At 43.9% G+C, this 23,796-nt stretch carries 22 protein-coding genes, 1 pseudogene and 1 other annotated feature; all 23 genes and pseudogenes read right to left on the bottom strand.

What is annotated here, in order from left to right:
• Positions 1-202: 202 nt before the first annotated feature.
• Positions 203-700 (bottom strand): hypothetical protein, encoded by a 498-nt coding sequence (locus tag AC1TPC_RS16620; protein WP_482067938.1) that lies wholly within the window; start codon positions 698-700, stop codon positions 203-205.
• Positions 701-1,041: 341 nt separating this feature from the next.
• Positions 1,042-2,016 (bottom strand): phosphotransferase enzyme family protein, encoded by a 975-nt coding sequence (locus AC1TPC_RS16625; protein WP_482067939.1) that lies wholly within the window; start codon positions 2,014-2,016, stop codon positions 1,042-1,044.
• A gap of 336 nt (positions 2,017-2,352) precedes the next feature.
• The gene (locus tag AC1TPC_RS16630; RefSeq protein WP_482067940.1) at positions 2,353-2,868 is read right to left on the bottom strand and encodes a hypothetical protein; all 516 of its coding nucleotides are present in this window, start codon (positions 2,866-2,868) and stop codon (positions 2,353-2,355) included.
• 167 nt (positions 2,869-3,035) lie between these two features.
• On the bottom strand, positions 3,036-3,578 hold the full coding sequence (locus AC1TPC_RS16635) for a GNAT family N-acetyltransferase (protein WP_482067941.1): 543 nt from the start codon (positions 3,576-3,578) through the stop codon (positions 3,036-3,038).
• 209 nt (positions 3,579-3,787) lie between these two features.
• Positions 3,788-4,009 carry a helix-turn-helix domain-containing protein gene (locus tag AC1TPC_RS16640; RefSeq protein WP_482067942.1) on the bottom strand — a complete coding sequence of 74 codons (222 nt, stop codon included), beginning with the start codon at positions 4,007-4,009 and terminating at the stop codon, positions 3,788-3,790.
• 9 nt (positions 4,010-4,018) lie between these two features.
• Complete coding sequence (locus tag AC1TPC_RS16645; RefSeq protein ID WP_482067943.1) at positions 4,019-4,501, bottom strand: DUF2975 domain-containing protein; 483 nt, start codon at positions 4,499-4,501, stop codon at positions 4,019-4,021.
• 211 nt (positions 4,502-4,712) lie between these two features.
• Positions 4,713-5,825, bottom strand: coding sequence for a glucose-1-phosphate adenylyltransferase subunit GlgD (gene glgD / locus AC1TPC_RS16650; protein ID WP_482067944.1), 1,113 nt, complete (start codon positions 5,823-5,825; stop codon positions 4,713-4,715).
• Between the two features lie 11 nt (positions 5,826-5,836).
• Positions 5,837-6,985 (bottom strand): glucose-1-phosphate adenylyltransferase, encoded by a 1,149-nt coding sequence (locus tag AC1TPC_RS16655; protein WP_482067945.1) that lies wholly within the window; start codon positions 6,983-6,985, stop codon positions 5,837-5,839.
• Between the two features lie 411 nt (positions 6,986-7,396).
• A pseudogene (locus AC1TPC_RS16660) lies at positions 7,397-8,056 on the bottom strand (formylglycine-generating enzyme family protein); the annotation flags it as partial.
• An 82-nt stretch (positions 8,057-8,138) separates the two neighbouring features.
• On the bottom strand, positions 8,139-8,462 hold the full coding sequence (locus AC1TPC_RS16665) for a chromate transporter (protein WP_482067946.1): 324 nt from the start codon (positions 8,460-8,462) through the stop codon (positions 8,139-8,141).
• Between the two features lie 281 nt (positions 8,463-8,743).
• Positions 8,744-10,831: a methyl-accepting chemotaxis protein gene (locus AC1TPC_RS16670; RefSeq protein WP_482067947.1), complete on the bottom strand. Its 2,088-nt coding sequence runs from the start codon at positions 10,829-10,831 to the stop codon at positions 8,744-8,746.
• Between the two features lie 207 nt (positions 10,832-11,038).
• Positions 11,039-11,734: a DUF421 domain-containing protein gene (locus AC1TPC_RS16675; protein ID WP_482067948.1), complete on the bottom strand. Its 696-nt coding sequence runs from the start codon at positions 11,732-11,734 to the stop codon at positions 11,039-11,041.
• 577 nt (positions 11,735-12,311) lie between these two features.
• Positions 12,312-12,674, bottom strand: coding sequence for a DUF423 domain-containing protein (locus tag AC1TPC_RS16680; protein WP_482067949.1), 363 nt, complete (start codon positions 12,672-12,674; stop codon positions 12,312-12,314).
• Between the two features lie 68 nt (positions 12,675-12,742).
• On the bottom strand, positions 12,743-13,828 hold the full coding sequence (asd, locus tag AC1TPC_RS16685; protein ID WP_482067950.1) for an aspartate-semialdehyde dehydrogenase: 1,086 nt from the start codon (positions 13,826-13,828) through the stop codon (positions 12,743-12,745).
• A gap of 142 nt (positions 13,829-13,970) precedes the next feature.
• Positions 13,971-14,234 (bottom strand) — a binding site (T-box leader).
• Positions 14,235-14,463: 229 nt separating this feature from the next.
• Positions 14,464-15,579 (bottom strand): GntR family transcriptional regulator, encoded by a 1,116-nt coding sequence (locus AC1TPC_RS16690; RefSeq protein ID WP_482067951.1) that lies wholly within the window; start codon positions 15,577-15,579, stop codon positions 14,464-14,466.
• A gap of 164 nt (positions 15,580-15,743) precedes the next feature.
• Positions 15,744-16,652, bottom strand: a complete 909-nt coding sequence (locus AC1TPC_RS16695; RefSeq protein WP_482067952.1) for an ABC transporter permease — start codon at positions 16,650-16,652, stop codon at positions 15,744-15,746.
• A 209-nt stretch (positions 16,653-16,861) separates the two neighbouring features.
• Entirely contained in the window at positions 16,862-17,683 is an 822-nt protein-coding gene (locus AC1TPC_RS16700; protein WP_482067953.1) for a GNAT family N-acetyltransferase, read from the bottom strand.
• 42 nt (positions 17,684-17,725) lie between these two features.
• The gene (locus AC1TPC_RS16705; protein WP_482067954.1) at positions 17,726-18,064 is read right to left on the bottom strand and encodes a hypothetical protein; all 339 of its coding nucleotides are present in this window, start codon (positions 18,062-18,064) and stop codon (positions 17,726-17,728) included.
• Between the two features lie 205 nt (positions 18,065-18,269).
• The gene (locus AC1TPC_RS16710) at positions 18,270-19,625 is read right to left on the bottom strand and encodes a dipeptidase (RefSeq protein WP_482067955.1); all 1,356 of its coding nucleotides are present in this window, start codon (positions 19,623-19,625) and stop codon (positions 18,270-18,272) included.
• A gap of 322 nt (positions 19,626-19,947) precedes the next feature.
• A complete protein-coding gene (locus AC1TPC_RS16715; RefSeq protein WP_482067956.1) occupies positions 19,948-20,664 on the bottom strand; it encodes a hypothetical protein in 717 nt (238 codons plus the stop codon).
• Positions 20,661-21,536 (bottom strand): ABC transporter ATP-binding protein, encoded by an 876-nt coding sequence (locus tag AC1TPC_RS16720; RefSeq protein WP_482067957.1) that lies wholly within the window; start codon positions 21,534-21,536, stop codon positions 20,661-20,663. The genes AC1TPC_RS16715 and AC1TPC_RS16720 overlap by 4 nt, the downstream gene beginning before the upstream one ends.
• The gene (locus tag AC1TPC_RS16725) at positions 21,536-21,898 is read right to left on the bottom strand and encodes a GntR family transcriptional regulator (RefSeq protein ID WP_482067958.1); all 363 of its coding nucleotides are present in this window, start codon (positions 21,896-21,898) and stop codon (positions 21,536-21,538) included. The genes AC1TPC_RS16720 and AC1TPC_RS16725 overlap by 1 nt, the downstream gene beginning before the upstream one ends.
• Positions 21,899-22,166: 268 nt before the next feature.
• Entirely contained in the window at positions 22,167-23,414 is a 1,248-nt protein-coding gene (locus AC1TPC_RS16730) for an ATP-binding protein (RefSeq protein WP_482067959.1), read from the bottom strand.
• Positions 23,415-23,796: the final 382 nt, after the last annotated feature.

Here is a 23,796-nt window from a genome sequence, read left to right on the forward strand (position 1 = left end):
CTGTATATCCATCGCACGATTTGTTCCAAACGGTTATCATTTATTTTAGTATATTATGCTTTATTGAAGAAAGTTTCTTATGGATTGCTCTTCTATCATTTCCCACTCACATTACTGCCCGTTAGTCGAGAAAACGGCAACCCATATGTCGGTTGCCGTTTTTATGTAGTAATGCTATCAATCTCCGTTAATTTAGTGAACGTTATTTTTTAAACCGCAATTTAGCTCTCCAAAATATTATTGAGATTGCTGCTGCGAATGCAAATGCAAAAAGTAATATCAGTATATATTTATCTTTCCATTCGGGTTCAGATAATCGGTCTAGGGCTTGAATATCTTTGCTCGCCTCATTAATCAGTTTATTGCCGCTACAAAGACCGGTTAATTCTTTGCCTTTAACATGGTTGGTATAAACTAAATATGTATTTCCTACTTCAAATTCAGTCCCACACATACCATTAAAACCACTAAATACATAACCATCAGCAAGATTGCCTTTCCAGGCCTTCTCCACATTAAAAATATTCCCGCCTTCTTTATCTTTACTAACCAACTTACCTGTGAATATGACGCTAGATCCCTCAAATTTTTGTTCAATGCTTGAATGACCACAACTACATGCGAACACCTTATTAGGGCTTAGTACACTAAAACTAACTATTAAACATGTTATTAATACAAGAGTTAAGATTCTTTTCATTCAAACTGTCACCCCACCTCTCACTCTGAGCTTTCTTCTAACATTACAATCTCATTTGCTGGTTTAGTTTGTTTCGTCTCCTTTTTTCATTTCTTATTGTATAGAAGGGATTGATGAAGTGTTAATCTCCTCGCCATTAAGGATAATTTTTTTTAATGATTACTCTTTTGCCTCTATATAAAATATTTTTTCACTTTTTTGATCTGATGGTCTTGGTTTAACATTTATGCTTATCGAGTTACTAGAGTTTGGTTCTATTGAAACAGCGTTAATAGAGGAATACATATTAGTAACAGGATTTGTATAATTAATATATAGATAGTATATATGTTCCTAATTCTCTAGAACGAATAATATACCTCTTTTCCTTCGAGGAAATCACGACACAGCGTGCTACATATTTTTGAAGCGTGGTCTTTTATCCAACCGTTCTTCTCAGAATCATTAATAAAAAATACATAACTGATGAAAATATCCATAAATATTTGTCCTTCAATATACCGAATCTCATCAAACGAAAAGCTTGTTTTAGAAGCATAACCTTCCAAAAACGTTTTTCTTAACTCACTTTTAAGCATTGAAGAAGCACTGCCCAAATCAAACAAGTAGTATCCGTAACCAAATAAGCAATAATCTATTAGGGAAGGATTTTGTTCTGACAAAATGACATTTCCCAGTTGAAAATCAGCATGAATATATCCCCAGGAGTTTTCCCTTGAATCCAATTCTGCTAACTGTTCTTTTACTATGGATAGAACGCTATTAATAACTTCATAATCCTCCTGATTGAGGACAGCATTCTTTGTACCCTGTCGAAGTTCTGTTAACGCTTCATCAATTCTTTTGGCGTTGTAGACTGGTCTATGTAACTCCAATGGCTTTAACGTTTGTGAAAATCCATGTAAACTGGCGAGGTTTTCCCCTAATCTATAGATAATTTGATCTATGCTGTCTTCATTTAAGGTAAGAGTCAAACCTTCGATCCATTCTAGAAGAGTTGCAAAGCTGGTACCAAATTGATCAGAAGTATATTCAGTAACCAATTCACCTTCTTGATTTATTACAGGTCTCTGAACTATCAGTATGTTTTTTCGATCTAATTCTCGAAGAAAAACCATTTCTGACTGTAATCCATCTCGAGTATGTTGTATTCCTGAAAGCCCCTCAGATATTGGTTTATGTATTCGTAACAAGTACTTCCTGTTGTCAGGTTTGTTTGTCACTCTAAATGTAATATTTTCATTATGTCTAATGAATTCAATAATCGGCTCGATGAACGAATAGTGCAATAATACTTTCTCAGCTTCAATTATCACAACACTTTTCTACTTCCTTCAAGGTCTAGTACATCATTTATATTGTAACAGCTGCTTGTTGTGTTTTGTTGGAATAAATAACTATATTTATATTATGCCTGTTAGCTTAACGAGGCTGCCGTTCTATGCCGGCAGCCTTGTGATTGTTAAGCTATAGTTCCTCGTTAGCATTTCTGTAGAGCGTTAAATTTCTGCTTTGCATAAAAACGAGCGCCTTGGTACGATGGGAGTACGCAACGGGTCATAGCCCTTTAAATCCCATCATCCAGGAGGACGCTCTACTATGAAGTTTAAATCGCAAAGCGAGACAAAATCAACTCATTGAAAAAGTCTTGCTTAAAATTCCCTCCATTCTTCTGTAACCCTAAAAAGGATGTATTTCTTTTCAATTACCTCGGTAATTATTTCGAAATTTTTTAAATCATCTCGCGGTACATTAACTACCAGTCTGTTATCCTTAGTGGAAATACCAAAATCATTAAACACTAACCCTTTCTTTTGTAAATTAGGTAGTTCTTCGTTAAGACGCTCCATCTGGAGTTCTAGTACATCTTTCGTGAACTGCGCTGAAAAGAATTGAATTTTGTCATCTTTCATTGTCATATTCAATATCATTTGACGAGTTTCTTCACTACCCTCGACCAATCCAATTATAAGTTGGTCAGCACTGTTCTTATACACACCTGCAAATCCAGGAAGCAACTTATCCTTGGCCGCATTCAAAATTATTACTATGTCATCATCAGGTATGTCTATTACACTAGATATATCGACTTCTTCTACATTTTGTAGATGCATACTTGAACAAGAAGTAAGTACTAGTACATACAACAAAACTAATATTTTGTCCATCAATTCTTCCCCTCATACTAGACATCATTTTACCACTTATTTTCCATACCCTTATTTTCAAAGCAAAAATAAAATGAGCAGGCCACCTCAGCGACTGCTCCTCTATGTGTGTTATTCAACTATCGTTTCCCGTTAACGTTATGATTTTTCCACATAATTACTTCGTTTTATATCGTCTTGATTAATTCAATATTAGCAAATGTACTTTCTGAATGCACTTTGTCACCATATATACCGCTTATTCCATTGAAGCCTGCCATTGTCCAGAACCTAATCGCTTGCCAGTTTTTAACAGCAACATTTGCTCTTACATACTTAAATCCTAGATTATTAATCTCTTTGCACAATTGAGCTTCTGTCTCTTTTCCAAACCCTTGTCCTTGTAATTTTGTACTAATAAACATAAAAACAATATAAATAGAATCAAGTGTTGGATATCCGTGGTATACGCTTAAAATCCCTATGATTTCTTTATTTTCGCTGTGCCTTATTGTAAAAATACGATATTTCTCCTTGTCCCCTTCAGGTGGTAAATCCCCAGAATAATAACAGTGTTCAATATGCTTTGGGTCATATTCATTACCATCCCATTGGTTCATATATCGACTACCTGAATATAAATGCTGCACTTCAGCAATTTCATTCTCTAACATTTTGTTGAATTCAAGATTGGAGGATTTCCAAAAGTCTGGAAGTGTTTTAATGATCATACAGGTCACTTCCTTTGATAAGTATCTAATTAGATAATAAACTAATTAGATGCTACTGATAAGAAGGAAATGTGACACCAGGCCGTTCAACACTACTACCAGTTAGCTCAACGAGGCTGCCGTTCCATGCCGGCAGCCTCGTTCTGGTGATATGGTACAAAACTAATATCCAATTCCTTTTCTTCACAATGCTATTTATCCCTGCTTTATTATCCTTGGATATCTTCGTCACTTCTGTATTCTAATATATCTCCAGGCTGACATTCTAAAGCCTTACAAATCGCTTCTAAAGTTGATAATCGAATCGCTTTTGCCTTGCCGTTTTTCAATATAGAAAGGTTAGCCATCGTTATTCCAACCCTCTCCGAAAGTTCTGTTACGCTCATTTTCCTTTTAGCCAACATCACATCAATATTGATTATTATCGCCATGTTATCACCTCAGACTATTAAGTCATTTTCTGATTTTATATCAATAGCCACTTTTAAAAGCCTTTGGAGAACAGCAGCAAAAACGGCAATCACCATGGAGGCAAAAATCAGGATCAGTCCGATTACGATGACTCCTGGGGCATCGTCTTTCTCCGCCACGAGATAAAAGAGCGGCATGCCCACCACAAACAAGCCGCTAATTGTGATTGCACAGTATTTTATAATCTTTAAAGCTCGTACTGATAATTCGGAGAAAGCTTCGTTCTTGTCAATATAGCTTAAAAGTTTAAAAGCTTGATACAAAGCAAAGTAAAAAGGTATCGCCGCTGCATAGAAATCAATAAAAACGAGATATTTCAGATAAGCATGATCTGGATACAGTTCTGCTGCAAAATCCCCTATCTCCGGCACCAAAAATATGCACAAAGCAAGAACTGGGATTCCAATAAGAATAACAGCTATCTTTAAAAAAAGTGTTGTTCCTCGTTCCATAAAAAGCACCTCACTCATTTATTGTTAAATTGACTTTAACATACGATTTATCGTTTTACAATATATAATTACCGATTAAAATTATATTATTGTTGTTATGTTAAGGTGTGCTTGATTTTAAACAAAATAAAAAGCATTAGTAAGACTCCTAAGGAGCATAAAGAAAGAGAGCACCTCACGGGGCACTCTCTTGTTCCTTAACTATCCGTATTTAAATTCTGCTCTTCTTGGAAAAAACCGTAGGCGACGTTTCCTCTCCTGAAAGCTTATTTCCGCGTGTGACGTATACCTCTTTGTCGAGGATAACGTGATCCAGGCAAGAGTCCTCTTCGATTACGCATTTTTGCATCAGAATGCTGTTTCTGACAACCGCTCCTTTACCAATTCGAACGCCCCGGAACAAAATACTGTTTTCCACCGTCCCTTCAATAATGCAGCCGTTAGCTACCTGTGAGTTCTTTACGACGGCGCTATTCGCATATCTGGCGGGCGGTTCGTCCTTGATCTTCGTGTAGATCACCCCAGGCTGGTAGAAGAGGGATTTCCATACTTCAGGATTTAACAGCTCCTTGCTGTACTTATAATAATTTTGAACGGAATTGATGACGGCCAAATACCCCTTGTACTCATAACCATACACTTTTAGTTCATTTAAATTTCGAATAATGACATGCCGCACCAGATCATAGTAGTTTTGATTCACGCTTTTTTTGACCAAATCCATGAGCAGCTCTTTCTTAATTATGATCATGCGCATGTATGCTTTGTTGCTTCTTTTCGTTTGGCGGTTCTCCATCATGCGTACGACCCGTCCATCGCCCGCTAAATCAAGCGTAATGAGGTTCGAGAAGTCCTCGCTGCCATCGTCCATTTCCTTGTAGATCACAGTAATATCCGCGTTTGTCCTTTTGTGGTTTTCCACCGCCTCGGTATAGTTGATATTGCAGATCATATGACTGCTTGAAACGACAACATATTCTTCCGTGCTGCGGTTAAAATATTCGAGGGAACCGTAAAAATTTTGCAAATCGCCATTAAAGCCTGGGACATTGGTATTGTTGGGAGGCAATATGAACAACCCTCGGTATTTTCGATCCAAGTCCCATTCCTTCCCTGAGCCCAAATGGTCGATGATGGAACGGTAATTGTTATGGGCGAGTACCGCCACATTGTTAATCCCCGAATTCACCATATTGGATAAAACAAAGTCTATCAGTCGGTATCTGCCGCCGAAAGGTACCGTGGCAGTAGCCCGTGAATATGTCAGCTCATGCAAGAGCGGCTGGTTGATGCTGAGATTGATGACTCCTAACACATTATTCATCGCATTCACTCCTATATCAATTGAGAAGAGATGACCATATTGTCGCCAATTAAGGTGATTTCCGCCGAATCCTCCGGGCTTCCGATAGATGCGCCATCCTGAATGACGGTACCCGAGCCGATGATCGCCTTATGGATCGTGACGTTCTCCCCGATTTGAGCATCTGGCATAATGACCGAGTCCTTTATCAGGCTTCCTTCACCGATATGTACACCGTAAAATAGGACAGAATGGTCAACCTCCCCAAATACCATACATCCTTCATTCACTAGAGAGCCCGTAACTTTGCCAGTTGAAGCGATATGATGCGGGGGCTTGTTGGGATTTTTTGCATAGATTCGCCACTTCGGGTCATGAAGCGTAAATGGAGGATTTTCCTTGAGCAGGTCCATATGGGCTTCCCACAAACTTTCAACCGTTCCAACATCTTTCCAGTACCCGTTAAAACGGTAGACAAATAGCGCATTACTGCTATCCAGCATTGATGGAATAATGTCTTTGCCGAAGTCATTGCTTGAGGTTGGATCCTCGGCATCAGCAATTAATTTCCTCTTGAGCACATCCCAGGTAAAAATATAAACGCCCATGGACGCCAGATTATTTTTCGGCAGCTTCGGCTTCTCCTCGAATTCAATAATCCGATCTTCTTTGTCCACATCCATTATGCCGAATCGACTGGCTTCTTGCAGAGGCACTTCTATAACCGCGATGGTCGCATCGGCTTGCGTTTCCTTGTGCTGTTGCAGCATGAGGGCGTAATCCATTTTGTAAACATGATCGCCGGAAATAACGAGCACATATTCGGGATCATATTGCTCAAGATAGTGGATATTTTGGTATATAGCATGAGCCGTTCCTTTATACCAGCTGCCTCCTCTTTGTTCCATAAAAGGGGGAAGGACGGTGACACCGCCGTTTTTCCGATCCAAATCCCATGAACTGCCTATCCCAATGTAAGCATTCAGTACCATTGGCTGATACTGAGTCAGCACCCCAACGGTATGAATACCTGAATTGCTGCAATTGCTTAAAGGGAAATCGATGATCCGGTACTTACCGCCGAAGGGTACAGCAGGCTTTGCCAACTTAGACGTCAAATGGCTTAGTCTCTTACCCTCACCGCCTGCAAGCAGCATGGCTACACATTCTTTTTTCTGCAATCGGCTCACTCCCCACAATTAAAGATTTCGTCCTTGATTTTAATAGAGAGAATTTTCTGATAATTAAATCCGCGCCTCTCCTTCCGATAATTAAACGTCCGGTATATATAGGAATGTAAGCGTATACATTGTTGTAAAAAATATAATACGCTGTTGATTGAGGGAAGTCAACAGCCGTATATTTTATTTCTATGCGGACCATTTCGCAGCAGCAAGGGTGTACAAAGCGCAATAAATGCAGAACGTATATTTATGTAGAACACTAGGTTTTAATGTCGTCTTTGCCCCTCTAACAAAGGTAGAATTCGCTCGCAATGACTCGTTTACTAGCGAAATCGCATTTATTGTTTAATATCGTACCCAGTAACTCAAAGGTCGAGGACACATGGGATTTTTAAGATGAATCGCCTATCATACTTCACCAATACTCGCGGCTACACGAAACCCGCCGTTTCCCGTTGAACTGTCCGGTGTATTTGAGCTCCTAGCCGCTACCCGATAACGGTTGCAATAGGAACGGTGGCATAAATAGGACCCGCCTCTCATGGAACGTTTACCAGAGGGCTGCTCGAATATTGGATCGCTGGCCGATGTAAGTCTATGATAGCCGGGGCTGAACCAATCCGCGCACCACTCCCATACGTTTCCTGACATATTATAAAGGCCATAGCCATTCGCCTCGAAGGCGTGAACCGGCGCGGTTCCAATAAAACCGTCGCTTGCATTGTTTTTGACCGGAAATTTGCCCTGCCAAATGTTGCACATATGCTTGCCGTCTACTTTCAGCAGATCTCCCCAAGGATACGTTTTTTGCGATAGGCCGCCCCTCGCTGCAAACTCCCATTCCGCTTCTGTAGGCAGCCTCGTACCCGACCATTGACAGAATGCCTCGGCATCCCGCCAGGAAATATGGACAACGGGATGGTCCATTCTATCCGTTACGCAGGAATCCGGACCTTCCGGCTTCGCCCAGTAAGCACCCTCCACCACTAGCCACCAAGGAACCTGCTGAGGGACATCCCTAACACGCTCCTTGGTTGCCTCGGATGCCAGCAAATGAAACACGTACGAATTAGATCCCATATAGAACTCGCCGCCGTCTAGCGGCACTTGCTCCCTTTCCGCTATATTCCTCCCGTTACGATGACTTGCACTATCCATACAAAGCAATACCTACTAATCCTAATACAATAATAACGGAAACGGGATGCTTGCGAAAAAAAAGAAAAGCAGAAAGCGATCCCGCAAAAATAACAATCTGGCTGAAGGTAAACCAGGACATCGAAGACAGCATCCCGTTATTAATCGCAAACATAATGCCCGTATATATGATCAGCCCGGCAATGATCGTCCGCAAGCCATTGAAGGAGGCTTTCACCCTATCATTTTTATGAATTTTATAGATAAGACTGCCTACACCAAATAATAATAATGATGGACGGCAGAACTGTTCCAAGCATTGCAATAAGGGCTCCAAGCAAGCCCTTCTCATTATAAACAATCATAATAGCCATATTGGTGGCAATCGGTCCCGGCGATAACAATGAGCGCTGGAATAAGCGAAAAAGCCTGTGGAAAGTAAGGTTAAGGAGCGAATGACAGGAGCTCCTTGGTTCTCAGCTAACTGGATAAAAAATTGCATATAGTTAGGAACAAGTTAACGAGCAGAATTGGGATGTCCCCATACTGTGCGAACACTTTTGGGACAGCCCCCTCCCCGTTCATCAGGTTCATGGGCAAATCGAAAGCATGAGCGCATTACATCCTAAAATGACTAAGCTGCTCTCTGGAGATATTCGTCATATGGAGCAACTCATCCGCAGACTCTAATAACGTTTTCATCATCCGTGCCTGGGTAGTTACCGATTCAGATGCGTAATTGGTATTCTCTGCTGATTGCTTGGCAATATCAGCTACTTCATGGACGGATGCGGTGACCTGCTCTGAGCTTGCTGAGATTTGCTCCGTTAAATTCGTTACCTGCTGCACACGATCTACTAATTTCTGAGATGACGCTAAAATTTTAGAGAATATGTCGTTTGCGCCATTAATCGTTTCGATTCCTTTATCCACCTCTAGCTTCTCGTCATTCATCGATTCGCCTAACCTATTAATTTTATTCGTAATCGCCACTAATTTTTCAGATATATCATCTGTAGACAGCTTCGATTGACTGGCCAGCTTTTGAATTTCTGAAGCGACTACTGCAAAGCCTCTCCCGTGTTCCCCGGCACGCGCAGCCTCGATGGAAGCGTTAAGCGCGAGGATGTTCGTTTGAGCTGAGATTTTTGCTATTATGGCAACCATGCCTTGCACCTGTTCGGATTGGCTTGTTAGGAATTCTACTAATTCACTAGAGCTTATAACGGAATGATTAATTTTGTTCATCTGGTTAAAAGCATCTTCAATCGCAAGCTGGCCCTGAATAGCTTGTTGATGCGAATGAGCCGATTCATTAAGAACGTCTTGGGCAGATTCAACTATGCGCTGTATATTAATCGCAATTTCATTCATGGCTATCGAGCTTTCTTCCGAATTGACGAATTGTGTTTGCGTTCCACTGCTTAGCTCGACCATCTTATTATTGATATTATCCATCTCTGCTACCGATTTCGTGATCTCCTTCGTTAATTCGGATGAGGATAGAGAAACCTTACTGCTCGCAGCTTTACTTGCGCTGATCATATTTCTAAACTCATGAATAACCGTATTGATAGGCTTAATGATGTCCCCAACTTCATCGTTCGTATAGGGAACAAGTCGATTGGTTAAGTCGCCTTGGCTAACTTGAATGAGAGACGTATTTATATACGTAATCGACTTCTTGACGGAAATATAAAAGCCTATAAATATGTATAATAAAATGATAAATCCAATAATAACGGCAATATTAAATAGCATTGCTTTATTTTCATAGGCATCTACTCTATTCTTGATTAACCCGTCCAATAACGTTAACTCCAAATGATATAGCTCTGCATTATTTTGAATAAACGCCGTAGCTATTTGAAAATAATCACTCGCCGGAAGCTCCAGTGCTGCTGCATTCAGCAGCTCTTTATTAACGAGCTCAGTGAATTTGTCTCTTTCCTCCTCGAGCTTTATTCTAGATGCTTCAAGCTCCGTACTTAAAGAAGGATTTTGCTCGATGACCGATTTGATCCCGTTGCTAATATCATTCGTGGAATAACTCAGCAGCGAAATCAAAGACAATAGCTGATCACGCTGCTCCTGTGTCATGGACTTAACCATCAAGTATTCAGCCCCTGAATCACGGATTTGCGCCAGCTTTTCCGTTGCAAAAGGGATTTTATTAATGATTCCGTCCATCAAATAGTAGCTGTCCAGATCGGGATCAAGAATTAAATTCGAGGAGTCCCCAACCTTCGCAATGAGCTTGATGCCTCGGTCTATTAAGCTGGTATAGCTGTCCAAACCATCGGTTGAGCTGATCTTTTGCCAATCCCCGTATATTTCACGCATAGCGCCTTCAACCTTTAAGTCTTTTCCCAGCTTGTCCTCTACTGCAAAAGCCTGTTGAAAGGCTTGTTCAATTTCAGCATTGTTTTTGTCTATCTGTTCTTTTACAGAAGCGTCATTATTGGATGAATAGATATGATACAGCCCTCGGCCATGCTGCATATTCGTGATGACCACTTGCAACGGAGCAATATATTCTACGCCTATTCTCTCTTTCGCATTAAATGAAATCAGATCGCTGGATTGTCCTTGATACATATATGACATCACTACCATTGGAATAAAAATCAACAAACCGATGACGATAAACTTATACACATACCTCAACCTTCGAATCAATTGCTCAGACAACCAAAATAAATTCATACAACACTTCCTTCTACGGGTGGTGGACTCTCTCTTTATTCGCATTTGTTCAAACAATATTTCTACAAATTTCGATAAAATCCTTTTTATGGTTAAAAAAATCCGGTTCTTCTGCACTATGGCAAGAAGAACCGGATTTTATTTGTTACTAGCTAGCTCTAGCAATCAGACATTGCAAGCGACATTCCCTCCTGAGGCTTGCCTTGCCTAACGAACCAGATGTACCTGCACCGTTAGCTTGCTGTCTACTGTTGCTAAGATAATGTTTTTTAGTGCGAGAGGTTGTATTTCCGTCTCCAGCCATGCCTGGTCCTTGCCGATCTCGCGCAGCAGCGCATGCTCCATGTGTCCATCGGTAATGATCGGTTTGGTCAGGTTGAAGGGCTGCGTGGGCAGCTTCAGGTCCGCCGGAGTTATGGGCTGATAAGCCGTATTTACGAAGACGGATAACGTGCCGCCTGGCTCCCACGCTGCAAAGGCAACCTTCGAGATATCCTCTACATTCGATTTTCGCAGCTCTACGTACAAAAACTCAATAGGCAGCTTCGCTTTCGAGAGGTTCTGGTAGTCAAGCTTTCCATCCTGAATAAGCGTAATCGCTGGCGGGTCAAAAAATTGTTTGAGCAGCGGGATCTTTAGGCTAAACCAAATCGCAGCTATGTACAAGACAACAAGTGAAACAGTCGTAATCATCGAGCCTTTTAGCCCAAGATTCTCGTCGGAGAGCGGATGAGCAATAATATTGCCAAGCGTCAGAGCGATAATGAAATCAAGAAACCTAAGCTGCGATATGGAGCGCTGGCCCATCATTTTGGCAGCAAATAGAAGAAATAAAAACCCGACTATACTGCGCAAAATCCACCCCATTGTCGTCAAAGACTCTTGGCTTTTGAAAAAATCCATAAGTGCGATCCCTCCGATACCCTCTTTTCCAGCTTTTAGGTTCCCCCATCTCTACCCAAACCATACTACTACGCGATGGCATTCGAGAAAGCGCTTGGCGAATACCAGAGCAGCTAGGAGCATGGCTAGAATTTAATGTTCGTTATTTCTATTTTGGTTGGGCCTAATGCCGCCATTTTAATACATGTTCCCCGCTGCTTTGCAAAAGCTTTGTGATATATACAATACCGGTCAGGCATATTCGCTGCCAGCAAGATGCAAGCATAAATTCCCGATACTATTCATTTCTTCTTTGGACTTGTTCCAAATATCCTCCTCAGACAAGCGATTGATAGCTGTTTCAATAATGGATAGCTGGGTGTCTAATGATGCCAAGCTTTCTTAAATCAATTCGTTCATAACGGCCTCCCATGATAAAAAAAATATGTATATTTATACATATGACTGTATATTTATATATCATATTTTTTCACTCTTGGGTAGTCTAGTCAAAAATCCCCAACCTCATGAGGTTGGGGATTTCCATGCTGGAGGCAAGACATGTCGAACCTCCAGCCAGTATTAAAAATTATAAATCCTAAAGAACACCCACAGCGACCAGCACCCAGCCAATCATAAAGGAAAGTCCTCCCAGCGGTGTAATCGGACCAAGAAACCGGGCTTTTGCAACACTTAGCACGTAAAGGCTTCCCGAGAACAATATAATTCCCGCTGCCAAAAACCAACCTCCCGTAACGATAATCTGAGCATCCGGATATTGGCCTGCGAGCAGTCCGATCAGAATCAAACCTAATGCATGTGCGATGTGGTACTGCACGCCTACCTCATATACCTTCAGCTTATCCGGCGCTAATTTACTCTTTAGCATATGTGCACCGAACGCACCAATAGCGACCGCGAGCACCATCAATATACTACCGAGCATAACAAATGTTTGCATTTGAATCTCTCACCTTTTTTTTCATTTTGTGCTGCTCAGTTTAGCTTATCGGATGATTGCGGAGGCTTCTACTTTGCCTGAATGTACCCTTCCGCTTTAAGCAGTTCGGCAATCAGAACGGCACCGCCCGCCGCTCCACGCAATGTATTATGCGATAGTCCTACAAATTTATAATCGAATAGTGAATCCGCGCGCAATCTACCCGCCGAAACGCCCATGCCCTTCTCAATGTCGCGATCGAGTCTGGTCTGCGGTCTGTTCTCTTCTTCAAAATAAGTAATAAACTGCTTTGGAGCGCTAGGCAGGCCAAGCTCCTGCGGACGGCCTTTGAATTGCAGCCAGCGATCGAGAATTTCTTCTTTCGAAGGTTTTTTCTCGAACGATACAAATACGGTAGCCAAATGTCCATCCAATACCGGAACGCGAATGCACTGCGTTGTAATCAACGGTGCGCTTGCTTTAATGATTTCATTATTTTCAATGCTGCCCCAAATGCGCAGAGGCTCCTGCTCGCTTTTCTCTTCCTCGCCGCCAATATAAGGGATAACATTATCCAGCATTTCCGGCCAGTCGGTAAAGTTTTTGCCTGCGCCAGATATCGCTTGATACGTCGATGCCACTACATTTGTTGGTTTGTAATCAAGCAAGGCGTGAAGTGCCGGCACATAGCTCTGAATAGAACAGTTAGGCTTAACCGCAATAAATCCGGTAGAGGTTCCAAGCCGCTTTCTTTGCGCAGCAATTACTTCAATATGCCCTGGGTTGATTTCCGGGATGACCATTGGGATATCAGGCGTCCAGCGGTGAGCCGAATTGTTGGAAACAACAGGCGTGCCCGTCTTAGCATAAGCCTCTTCCAAGGCTTGAATTTCACCTTTTTTCATATCCACTGCACAAAAAATAAAATCGACCTGAGCGGCAAACGCCTCTACTTTCGAAGCATCCTGAACGACGATGCTTTTCACTTTTTCCGGAACCGGGCTAGACAGCTTCCATCTGCCTTGCACAGATTCTTCATACGTTTTACCTGCCGAATTTGCGCTTGCCGCAATAGCCGCTACCTCAAACCAAGGATGCTGGTCGAGCAGCTCTACAAACCGCTGGCCCACCATGCCTGTTCCGCCTACAATACCAACTTTTAATTTTGCCGTCATATGATATTCCATTCCTTTCAATGTCGGATGATCTTCCTAAATAATTATTCATACCGTCTGATTTGGTGTGCATGATGTTAAAAATAAGCTGCAATCCTTTTGTCCCAATAAAAAAAATCCCACCCCCAAGACTAAAATCAGTCTCAGGGACGAGATTTGTATACTCGTGGTACCACCCCAAATTCGCCAATATGTCGCCATATTAGCCTCTTCAAGTACGGCATTACCAGGTAATGCTTATACTCTAGCTCTATAACAGGAGCTCCTGTCACACCATCCCCCTTTATCTTGGGCTCCGATGTGCTGCTCAGAGTCTTTTTTCAATAAGGAATTCTTACTCCTTTTCAGCTAACGGAGCTCTCTGTGAAAGAATTCTTTTATTTACTCATCTCTTCATCGCATTTGAATGTTGGAATTATATTATCAAATAACTTTTGTGAGGTAAACAAAAAGTTTGAAAATTAGAAAACATTACACATTTGGACATAACCTGCCTCGTTCAAAATCAACAGATTGTTGCCGCCAAGCAACGGTAGAGCGTGAAAAACTGCACCTCAAAAAAACCTGACCGCGACGGGTTAATTACACCCTCTCGCAGCCAGGAATGGCCGTGATGCCGATTTTTCTTAGCATCCTTATTTGGGAGCCGGTCCCGTCGTTCCTCGCTCCACCAGCTTAACGGGTACAAGCACCCGTCCCGGCGTCTGCATTCCCCGCTCCAGCCAAAGCACGACGATCTCGGCTGCTCTGCGTCCGATCTCGTAGAATTGCTGCTCGACCGTCGTAAGCGGAATGATAACATGCTCCGTAACGGGATTGTTGTCGAAGCCGATAATTGAGAAGTCCTCCGGAATGCGAATGCCGCGGTCCAGACAAAGGTTCAGCAGATTGGCGGCGATCAGATCGTTCTCTGTCTGAACAGCAGTAACCCCCTCGTTCTGATACGAATCCAGCAGCTCCTTATAAAACCGCTCTACGCCGATCTCTTCCCTGTATCCCTTCATGTTCAGCCGGATATACCGGCTGTCGATCGGGAGCCCGTGATCCTTAAGCGCTTTGCAGTACCCGAAGTACCGATCGCGTACCGATGAGGTCGATTCGATGCTGACGGCGGTCAAAAAGGCAATTTTCCGGTGCCCCAGCTCGATGAGACGGGATACTGCCCGATAGGAGCCATCAAGATTATCCGACACGACTGCCCCGAGCGGCAGACTGTCGTAATATTTGTCAATCGTCACGATCGGATAATTCTCCAAGCATAACCGGTGAAGGATATCGTAATTCGTCTGATCATTTCTCGGATATAGAATAATGCCCGAAATGCCGTCGCGGGTCAGCATCTCGAGCAAATCCCGCTCCTTCTGTGAATCATAGTCGCTCTGGTGAAGGCTCAAATAATAGCCGTTGGCGTTCAACCAGTCCGAAGTGCCACGAATATAGCCCATTGTCCCGCGGTCATCCTCCGATGGAAGAATGAGCGATACCATCTTCCCCGCCGCGCTCTCCCGCTTCTCGGCCTGCGCTCTGCTTCTCGACTTGACGAAGCTGCCGCTGCCCTTGATTCGGTATATATACCCGTCCCGCTCCAGCTCCTCTAACGCTCGTCGAGTCGTAATCCGGCTCACGCCATACCGGGAGCTCAGCTCCGCTTCCGTCGGCAGTTGAGCCTCCGGGAGGTAGTCGCCGGAAGAAATTTGCGCCTTAAGCTCATCCATAATTACGCTGTACAGCGGTTTATTATCTCTGGTCAACTTCGTTCCCATCCTATCCCAACTTCTTTCTTATTCCCAGTCTCGTTCTCGTTTACTAGATTATAGCGTTTCCATCTTCTGTGTGTAAACCGACTGGGTTAGGCAAGGGATGAGGGCAGGCCGCCTCTCGGAAGCGGCCTGCCCCGAAATCTCATGTATAGGCTTTACTTGACGTTCATATAACGCTCATATTGCGCTTTCTTAATTTCCAAATATTTAGAACCGCCCATCTTGTCGAGCGTCTTCACAAAGCCGTCCCAATCCGTATCCAGACTTGCTTTGCCGGTTACGAACTTCACCCGCATCTCTTCGATATATTTATTGATGTCCGTCAGTATCGCGCTTGTCGTATTCGTTTCCTCATCCGTCGGCACGATGCCCGGCAGCGTGACATGCCAGATCCGGCGAACCTTGCTGGCACCGTCCATATAAGCCGCTTCATACAAATCTGGGGATATGCCGGAGATGGCTGCGCTGTAGATGAGCGATGACCAGCCTATTCCCTGCCAAATGCCGGACCAAACATACAAATGCCAGAAGCTCTTGGGCTCTGCCAAGAAATCTTTGGGCTCGCCGCCGAGCCAAACGAGAACCGAGTTGATGACGCCATTTGTCGGCGAGATGAAGAAGAACAGGATGCCGACTGCGACGACGACTGAGATGAAGTGTGGAGCGTAGGATAGCGTCTGAGCGAACGAGCGGAACTTCTTGCTCCGGATCTTATTGAACAGAAGCGCGAGCAGAATGGGGGCTGGAATGCCGATAAGCAGTCCGTAAACACTAATACCAAGCGTATTTTTCAGAATTGTCCAAAAATAGTAAGCGTTGAACAGCCTCTCGAAATGCTCGAATCCCGTCCAAGGACTGTTCCATATGCCGACGCCGGGCGTAAAGTCTTTGAAGGCGATTTGAACGCCGTACATCGGCCAATAATGCCAGATCAAGAAGTAGAGCACGGCCGGAGAAATAATAATGTACAACCCAACATTCCGTTTCAGCTGTTTTTTGACATCTGTAAATTTACCCGGTCGCGGGCTTAGCCGTTCGGGTTTCGATTCGATCGGGACATCCATGGATGAGAATTTCCTGATATAGGTTTAATTTTTCGATTTTTTTCGAGTTGATATAACAAATTCTATAATCTTTCGATCACATGAGCGTGCAAATGGGGTGGCTAACGACCATAGCATTCAAGGCAAACGGAAAAGAGCGCGTACCGATTGAAATCGGCACACGCTCCCAGAATTTATATGTTCATGTATGTTCATGTATGTTCATGTATTTAATATGAATACGTATAGTAATCTTGCGCATGCACCACTTTGAAGCCCACTGATTCATATAACCGCAGAGCATGGTCATTTTTCGTTTCCACTTCCAGGTGTACCGAATGACCGGCTGAGCTACGCTCTTTTATAATTCTGTTCAATACTTTTCTGCCGATTCCTTTGCCTTGGTGCTCCGGCAAAATAGAAAATCCATATATCCAAGCTTGCTTATCTTGTAGATCCACACGAATTTTCCCTACCGTTTCTTCGTTCACTTCGATCATGAACATATCCGTGTCTTCGTCCTCATTGACCTTGTTCTCCGTCGCTCTGGCATCTTCCTCGCTCAAACCAATCGCTGTAACAGACAATCGGACTCGCATGTCAAAATCCTCTTCTTTTGCTTGTCGCAAAATAATATCATCAATCTCTTCCAGTTTTTTTTGCTGCCACTCCATTTGATGTTCTGAAAAAGCATATTCAGCGCCTTGTTTTGTTAAGAAAGCTTTACCTGCATCAGATCCCGCTGGCGTGTTCAATAAGATTCTACTATACCCATTTTGTTTAGCTGCTGCGATTCCTTGTTGGAACAAACGATGGAAATGTCCCTTCCTACGATCACTCGGTTTCACCATGCCGCATATTTCTACTGTAGAACCAAAAGCATATAAACCTAAAAACGCAACTAGCTCGCCATTTTCGTAATATAGAAAGTCTAGCTGAGTAGAATCTCGTTTTTTCAGCATTTCCCAGTTCAGCTTCAATTGTAATTGATCGTAAGTTTCGCAATCCTTTTGCAGTTGTTCAATATCTCGTAATTGCTGCGCGGTTAACATAGTTGCCTCCTTTATCCCTTTAGCTATGTCGCTGAGCAGGTCTTATTCGCCTTTCCGGCAAGCTTGCTCCACGATTACGTCAAAATGTGTTTGGCTTCTCCTTGGAGTCTCGGTTAAACCATAATACTCCATTAATCTATTCCTGGTCTCTTCGTCTATTTCTTTCTCGGAATGGTCTTGTTCTACAGAACCGCTATTTACGCTTAACTGCTCTTCGTGCTCCTCGATATATTGTAAAATATCCGGATGTTTATGCAGCTCTTCGCTTGGGATAGAGCGAATCTCGGTACACTCCTCTTGCGAAACATAAGTGTAAACGACTCCACCTACTGCTAAAATGCCAGCGAAAAGCCCAGTAAGTAAAAATACTTTTTTCTTCATAAAAACTCCTTAACGCGACGAGTTACTCAAAATCTTTACGCGGAATATACACTAACCGAACAGACTTCCAATTACATCCGTAGCTTTCCAGTTTAGTGTAATTGTGTCCGTTTGTACAGGTGCCGCTTCTTATTTAGGCCTCGTTCTATTGATTTGATGGTCAAAAAAAAAATCGCGAAGCCGGCCGCTTCGCGATTTTTCATACCTATAACCGCTTCAGAAACGATACGATCGTCAGAAGACCCTTGTCGAAATTGCACAGATGAAAATGTTCGTTCGGCGCATGCAGATTCTCGTCCGGAAGACCAAAGCCCATCATAACGACAGGAGCCGCCAGTTCGCGGGAGAAGGTTGCGACGATCGGAATCGATCCTCCATCTTTCGTGAACAGCGCTCGCGTGCCGTAGACGTCTTCGTAAGCATCCGCAGCCAACTGCAGCATCCGGTCGGAAGGATCGATGTTGAAAGCGCTGCCCTTCTCGCCGTCTTTGACTTGCAGCTTCGTGCCGGGCTGAACATGCTTCTGCAAATGCCGTTTGATCTTGTCCAGAATGTCCTGCGGGTCCTGGTCTCCAACTAGGCGGCAGGTGATCTTGGCATGCGCCTCCTTCGGAATGACCGTCTTCGTGCCTTCACCCTGAAATCCGCCGTAAACGCCGTTCAGTTCAAGCGTCGGCCTCGCTCCGACGCGTTCCACAAAGGAGAAGCCTTCCTCGCCGTACAACGCGTCAAGACCAAGACCTGCCTTCAATTGATCTTCATCCAGCATCTGCTTGGCGAACTCTTCTCTCATGAGCGGCGAAAGCTCCGGCACGCCTTCATAGAATCCGTCGACGCTTATGCGGCCCCGATCATCGTGCAAAGTCGCAAGCAATGAGACAAGGGCATGAAGTGCGTTCGGAACGCCCCCGCCGTATGATCCGGAGTGCAAATCGGTATTCGCGGTGTTCACGGTGACCTCAAGCGAACACAGTCCCCGAAGTCCCGTACTGATGGCAGGCTTGTCTGGCTCGAGCAGCGACGTGTCCGAAATCAGGACGACGTCAGTGGCCAGCTTGTCCCGATTCGTCGTCAAGAAAGGGGGAAGGCTCCGGCTGGAAACCTCTTCTTCGCCCTCAATGCACAGCTTGATATTGACCGGAAGCCGCTCTTCCTGCTTCAATATGGCTTCTATCGCTTTGATGTGCAGAAACACCTGGCCTTTATCGTCCGTCGCGCCCCGCGCGTACAGCTTGCCGTCCCGGATGTCGGGCTCGAAGGGCGGCGTAGTCCATAAGTCCAGCGGATCGACTGGCTGCACGTCATAATGGCCGTAAACAAGTACGGTAGGCTTTCCGGGAGCATGAAGATGATCGGCATACACGATCGGATTGCCGTCGGTTTGATGTACTTCCACGTTCTCGAGGCCCGCGCGGGTGAGTGCGTCCGCAAGCCAATCGGCTGCTTTGTTCATATCCGCTTTATGCGCGGACAGGGCAGATATGCTCGGGATGGACAACCATTGCTTCAGCTCGTCCAACTGCTGTTCCCTTAAATCTTGAAAATAGGTTTCATAACTCATCAGTGATTTCATCCTCCCATTCAATTTATATCCATATCATATACCTCCGCCAAGCAAAGATGCCAGAGACTCGGCGTGGGTAAATTGTTGGTGTGAACGCGATGACAGCTCCAATCCCTTGTTATGACAAGGTTTTGAACTGCTTTTCATGTCGTTCAGCAAGCTCTAATTACATCAGAGTTATCCATAGTTTCGGGATGTGTATAGTTTCCTAAACAGCAAAAAACGGCATTTCTGCCGTTTGCGCTTCTCGAATGCCGCTCGTACACTCGATCCGGACAGGACGCTATGTGTTATTGATAGCGGTCCATCCATTTATTCGTTATCCCTTTCTCGGCATCGGATGCAATGGCGCATGGCGAAGCATCGGATACGTTGCGAATAACGCAGCCAGACTCACCGCCCCGACGCATGAAGCGGTCGCCATCGTACTCATCTTGAAATTCGAAATCCAGTCGAACAAGGCGGAAATAGTGCCGCCATAATAAAGAAATATGCATGCGACCGTTACGATCATGAGCATGATAACGCTGCGGATAAATCCTACCCGATACACGATGGCATAGCCGAAAAAAGTAAGACCGAAGCATGCCATGCCCACCATCAGATCGATCCACAAATAGCCGAAGAAATGGTACTCTTCCAGAAACAACCTTGCAGCATGCAGAATGCCGGCTTCTACCGAATTCCATTGATAGAGCGTGACTAACGCGTATTGGCAGATGTTCAGACACAAGACGCTGAAAATAACGCCCCCTATGCCCACGCCGTAGTAAGCTTTAAGGAAGTGCTCGCGCGTGCTTCCCATTCCGATCGATATTGAAAAGAGGGACTTGAATCCTAAGAGTCCGAAACCGGCGATAAAGAAGTACGCTGGCCCGGATATCGCGGCTATCGTTTCCCGATCGAGGTCAAAGACCAAGCCGACGATGATCCATACGATCGTCAACGGAACGGTAATGAACAGCAGCATAAGTTTGGCAAAATACCAGCTCACATCCTCGTATAACAATCGGAATACCGCGCTCTGTGCGTTCATACGTTTACCTCCGCATCTTCCGTTATATTCAGCAAATAATTTTGCAAGTCCGCTTTCTCAATGGAAAGTCCATAGGCATGCGCTTGCTCTTTCCATTGCTTCGAATATGGGGCGTCGAGCATCACCCTGATTTTTGATCCTATCGCGCTTTGCTCCAGCACTTTATGACCGTCAATAACGCTTGTCACCGCGTTCCGTTCGCCAGCCAACCATATGCCTTGCTCGCGGAACTCGTCGATCGGTTGATGATGCAGCAACTTGCCCTTGTGCATAACGATCAACGATTCACAGAGCGTTTGGACTTCTTCAATATGATGTGTCGAAATCAGAATGAGTCGAGGCGATTCCTCATGGCTTTCCCTTAATGCCTCATATAGCTTTCTCCGCATTCCGGCATCCAGGCCGTTCGTCGGCTCATCGAGTATCGTTACGTCGGCGAGGCTAGATAACCCGATAATAAACTGAAGCGCAGACTTCATCCCTTTGGACAGTTTGCGTACTTTCTTCTTGCGGTCCAATTTGAAAGTTTCGACCAGACGGTCTGCCGTAGCTTGATCCCAATTGGCATTGAAATATCTACCGAAACGAAGTGTATCCTGCACCGTCCATATCGTGCTGAAAGGATGATCCTCCTGCAAGTAGCAAACATGCCGAACTGCCGCCGGGTTACCGTAAGGTTCCAAGCCCATAACTTGAACCGTTCCGCCGTGTGGCCGTTGATGACCGGCCAGTAGTCTCATCAGCGTTGTTTTGCCGGCCCCGTTGCGCCCCCACAGCCCCGCGATTACCGGCTCCTTCTCCTCAAACGATACTTTTTCGAGAACGGGAACGTTATCGTACGAATATGCCACTTCGTTTACGCATATCATCATTACTCCTCCTCCAGAATCAACTGAACGACCGACTCCTTGCTTAATCCAATTCTCTTCGCTTCTCCCAACAAGGGAAGGACGAACTGTTCGCGATAGTGATGCTGACGTTCCTTCAACAATTGCAGCTTCGCTCCGCTCTTTACAAACATGCCTATCCCTCGCTGTTTATAAATAATCTCTGCATCCACCAGAGACTGGAGACCCTTGCGTACTGTCGCCCGATTGATGTTATAGAAGCGCGACAATTCATTTTCGGAAGGAATTTGTTCCTCTTCGTTCAATTCGCCCCCCACAATCTCGTCCATGATCATTTGTGCAATCTGTTGAAAAATGGGTTGGGATTCATCCAATGTCGGTTTCATCAAGGACCTCTTTTCTCTAAGAACGATTGTGACGTTGAATGGTTGGTTACTTGTGTATTCAACTATACATGAATTCGAACTAATTGTCTATAACCGCTACAGCCCAAATAAGCGAAAAAAACCCTCTACCTCATGAAGAGGCCGAAGGATGCCGCATGCGCCCGCCGCTAAATCGGCGTTGCGATATATACACAAAAAAGGCTGCCGACCATGCCGACAGCCTCTTCCCGGCAAACAAAATGCGTAATACAGAGCAGCCGTGGCACCATTAAGCCTTCGGAAGCCTCGCCACGACCTCTGTTCCAACATTTCGTTCACTGAACACCTTTAATTTTCCCTTAAAGGATTTAATAATCTGGAAGCAAACCATCATACCTAATCCAGTGCCATTTTCCTTCAAGGAATAATAGGGAGAACCGAGTCGTTCTACTTCCTCCTCCGACATCCCTATTCCATCATCTTTCACGCGTATTTCGACCTGTGAACCATCCACGGATATACAAGTAGCCCAAATCGTCCCTCTAACAGGCATCGATTCAATTGCGTTTTTCATAATATTGATCAGGAACTGGCTCATTTTTTGCGCATTTCCGTAAACAAAACAGTCATTCTCAATGTTGGTTTGAATCGTGACATTTCTGGTCAGCGCATAGTTCTGCATCAGAGTCACAGCTCGTCTTAGCTGATCGCCAACGTCCACGTTCTCATTACCTTCCGAGACCGGCTTCCCCAAGTTCAAAAAATTGTGAATAATATTGTTTGCATGATCCAATTCTTCAATAGACAGCTTAATATACTGTTTCTTCTTATCAGGCAGATCGGGTGTATCGAGCAGTTGAAGAAAGCCGCGGGCTACCTGCATGGGATTACGGATTTCATGGGCAAATACACCGGTTAAGTTTCCAATCAACCGCAGCCTTTCCGCATTTTGAAGTTCTTTACGCATCGTATGGATCTCTGCCATGTTCTCATTTAAAACGGTCATCAACCACGCTAAACCAGCGGCACATCCGAAGTGAAAAAACTGTATGGTTAGACTCTCTGTTGTAACGCCCCTCAGTATCGCGACGAATGCAGCACCCACGAAGCAATAATACGACGAAAGCATGACTGCCATTTTAATTCGCTTGTCTTTTGAAACACTTACAAATGTCTTCTGAAAATAAAGGATAACAGAATATCCAAAGATGATGCTTAGCAGTGTGCTGTAAAAGCCTGCATCTGCGCCTAAATATAAACGATATAGAATGATCAATACGGATAAAAATACACCAATCCTTCTACCACAATACAATGTACCGATTAGCAAGGGAACGATTCTGAAGTCATGATGCAAGCCGTTTCCGTAGCTTATTGGAAATGACATACATAGTAAAATGGAGCTCCCCCAAAGCATAGCTAGAAAAAGATTAATATTTTTTCTGATTCGAATATGGCTTAACAAATAAGCTTGATAAATGCCAACAGGCACAACGACTAATGATAACTGCAGCAAGAAGTCTTTTATAATGCTCAAACGCCGCCACCTTACCGTCCATTTGTATGACGTGGACATGCACCTTTTATCTAACACAACAGCCAATAATTAGTTAAATAAATTGTACAATGAACATGAAGAAATTAACAAGATACCGAAATGAAAATTTAAATTTATCGATACCCTTTATATCCGGAATATTTTTAAAAGCAACTGCTTTAATGTCCTGTTCGTTATCATTCTAGGTGTATTCTAATTCTCTTTTTCGCTAGACATCACTTCGATCATTTTCTGAAGAGAATGATGTATCGCTCGAAGATAACTTATTATGCAGATGAATCCTACAGCTAAAATGATAATAATAAATTCCATTTCTCATCTCCTCCTTTCCTTGAGCGAGAATTTTACCATATATTTTACA

Source organism: Paenibacillus sp. Y280 (assembly GCF_056786335.1).

Coding starts and splice junctions, on each gene's coding strand:
- AC1TPC_RS16680 (WP_482067949.1), bottom strand. CDS start 12,674: ATGCAAACATTTGTTATGCTCGGTAGTATATTGATGGTGCTCGCGGTC.
- AC1TPC_RS16695 (WP_482067952.1), bottom strand. CDS start 16,652: ATGGATGTCCCGATCGAATCGAAACCCGAACGGCTAAGCCCGCGACCG.
- glgD (WP_482067944.1), bottom strand. CDS start 5,825: ATGAATAATGTGTTAGGAGTCATCAATCTCAGCATCAACCAGCCGCTC.
- AC1TPC_RS16630 (WP_482067940.1), bottom strand. CDS start 2,868: ATGGACAAAATATTAGTTTTGTTGTATGTACTAGTACTTACTTCTTGT.
- AC1TPC_RS16715 (WP_482067956.1), bottom strand. CDS start 20,664: ATGAACGCACAGAGCGCGGTATTCCGATTGTTATACGAGGATGTGAGC.
- AC1TPC_RS16645 (WP_482067943.1), bottom strand. CDS start 4,501: ATGGAACGAGGAACAACACTTTTTTTAAAGATAGCTGTTATTCTTATT.
- asd (WP_482067950.1), bottom strand. CDS start 13,828: ATGACGGCAAAATTAAAAGTTGGTATTGTAGGCGGAACAGGCATGGTG.
- AC1TPC_RS16620 (WP_482067938.1), bottom strand. CDS start 700: ATGAAAAGAATCTTAACTCTTGTATTAATAACATGTTTAATAGTTAGT.
- AC1TPC_RS16700 (WP_482067953.1), bottom strand. CDS start 17,683: ATGTTAACCGCGCAGCAATTACGAGATATTGAACAACTGCAAAAGGAT.
- AC1TPC_RS16675 (WP_482067948.1), bottom strand. CDS start 11,734: ATGGATTTTTTCAAAAGCCAAGAGTCTTTGACGACAATGGGGTGGATT.
- AC1TPC_RS16720 (WP_482067957.1), bottom strand. CDS start 21,536: ATGATGATATGCGTAAACGAAGTGGCATATTCGTACGATAACGTTCCC.
- AC1TPC_RS16705 (WP_482067954.1), bottom strand. CDS start 18,064: ATGAAGAAAAAAGTATTTTTACTTACTGGGCTTTTCGCTGGCATTTTA.
- AC1TPC_RS16635 (WP_482067941.1), bottom strand. CDS start 3,578: ATGATCATTAAAACACTTCCAGACTTTTGGAAATCCTCCAATCTTGAA.
- AC1TPC_RS16710 (WP_482067955.1), bottom strand. CDS start 19,625: ATGAGTTATGAAACCTATTTTCAAGATTTAAGGGAACAGCAGTTGGAC.
- AC1TPC_RS16640 (WP_482067942.1), bottom strand. CDS start 4,009: ATGGCGATAATAATCAATATTGATGTGATGTTGGCTAAAAGGAAAATG.
- AC1TPC_RS16670 (WP_482067947.1), bottom strand. CDS start 10,831: ATGAATTTATTTTGGTTGTCTGAGCAATTGATTCGAAGGTTGAGGTAT.
- AC1TPC_RS16725 (WP_482067958.1), bottom strand. CDS start 21,898: ATGAAACCGACATTGGATGAATCCCAACCCATTTTTCAACAGATTGCA.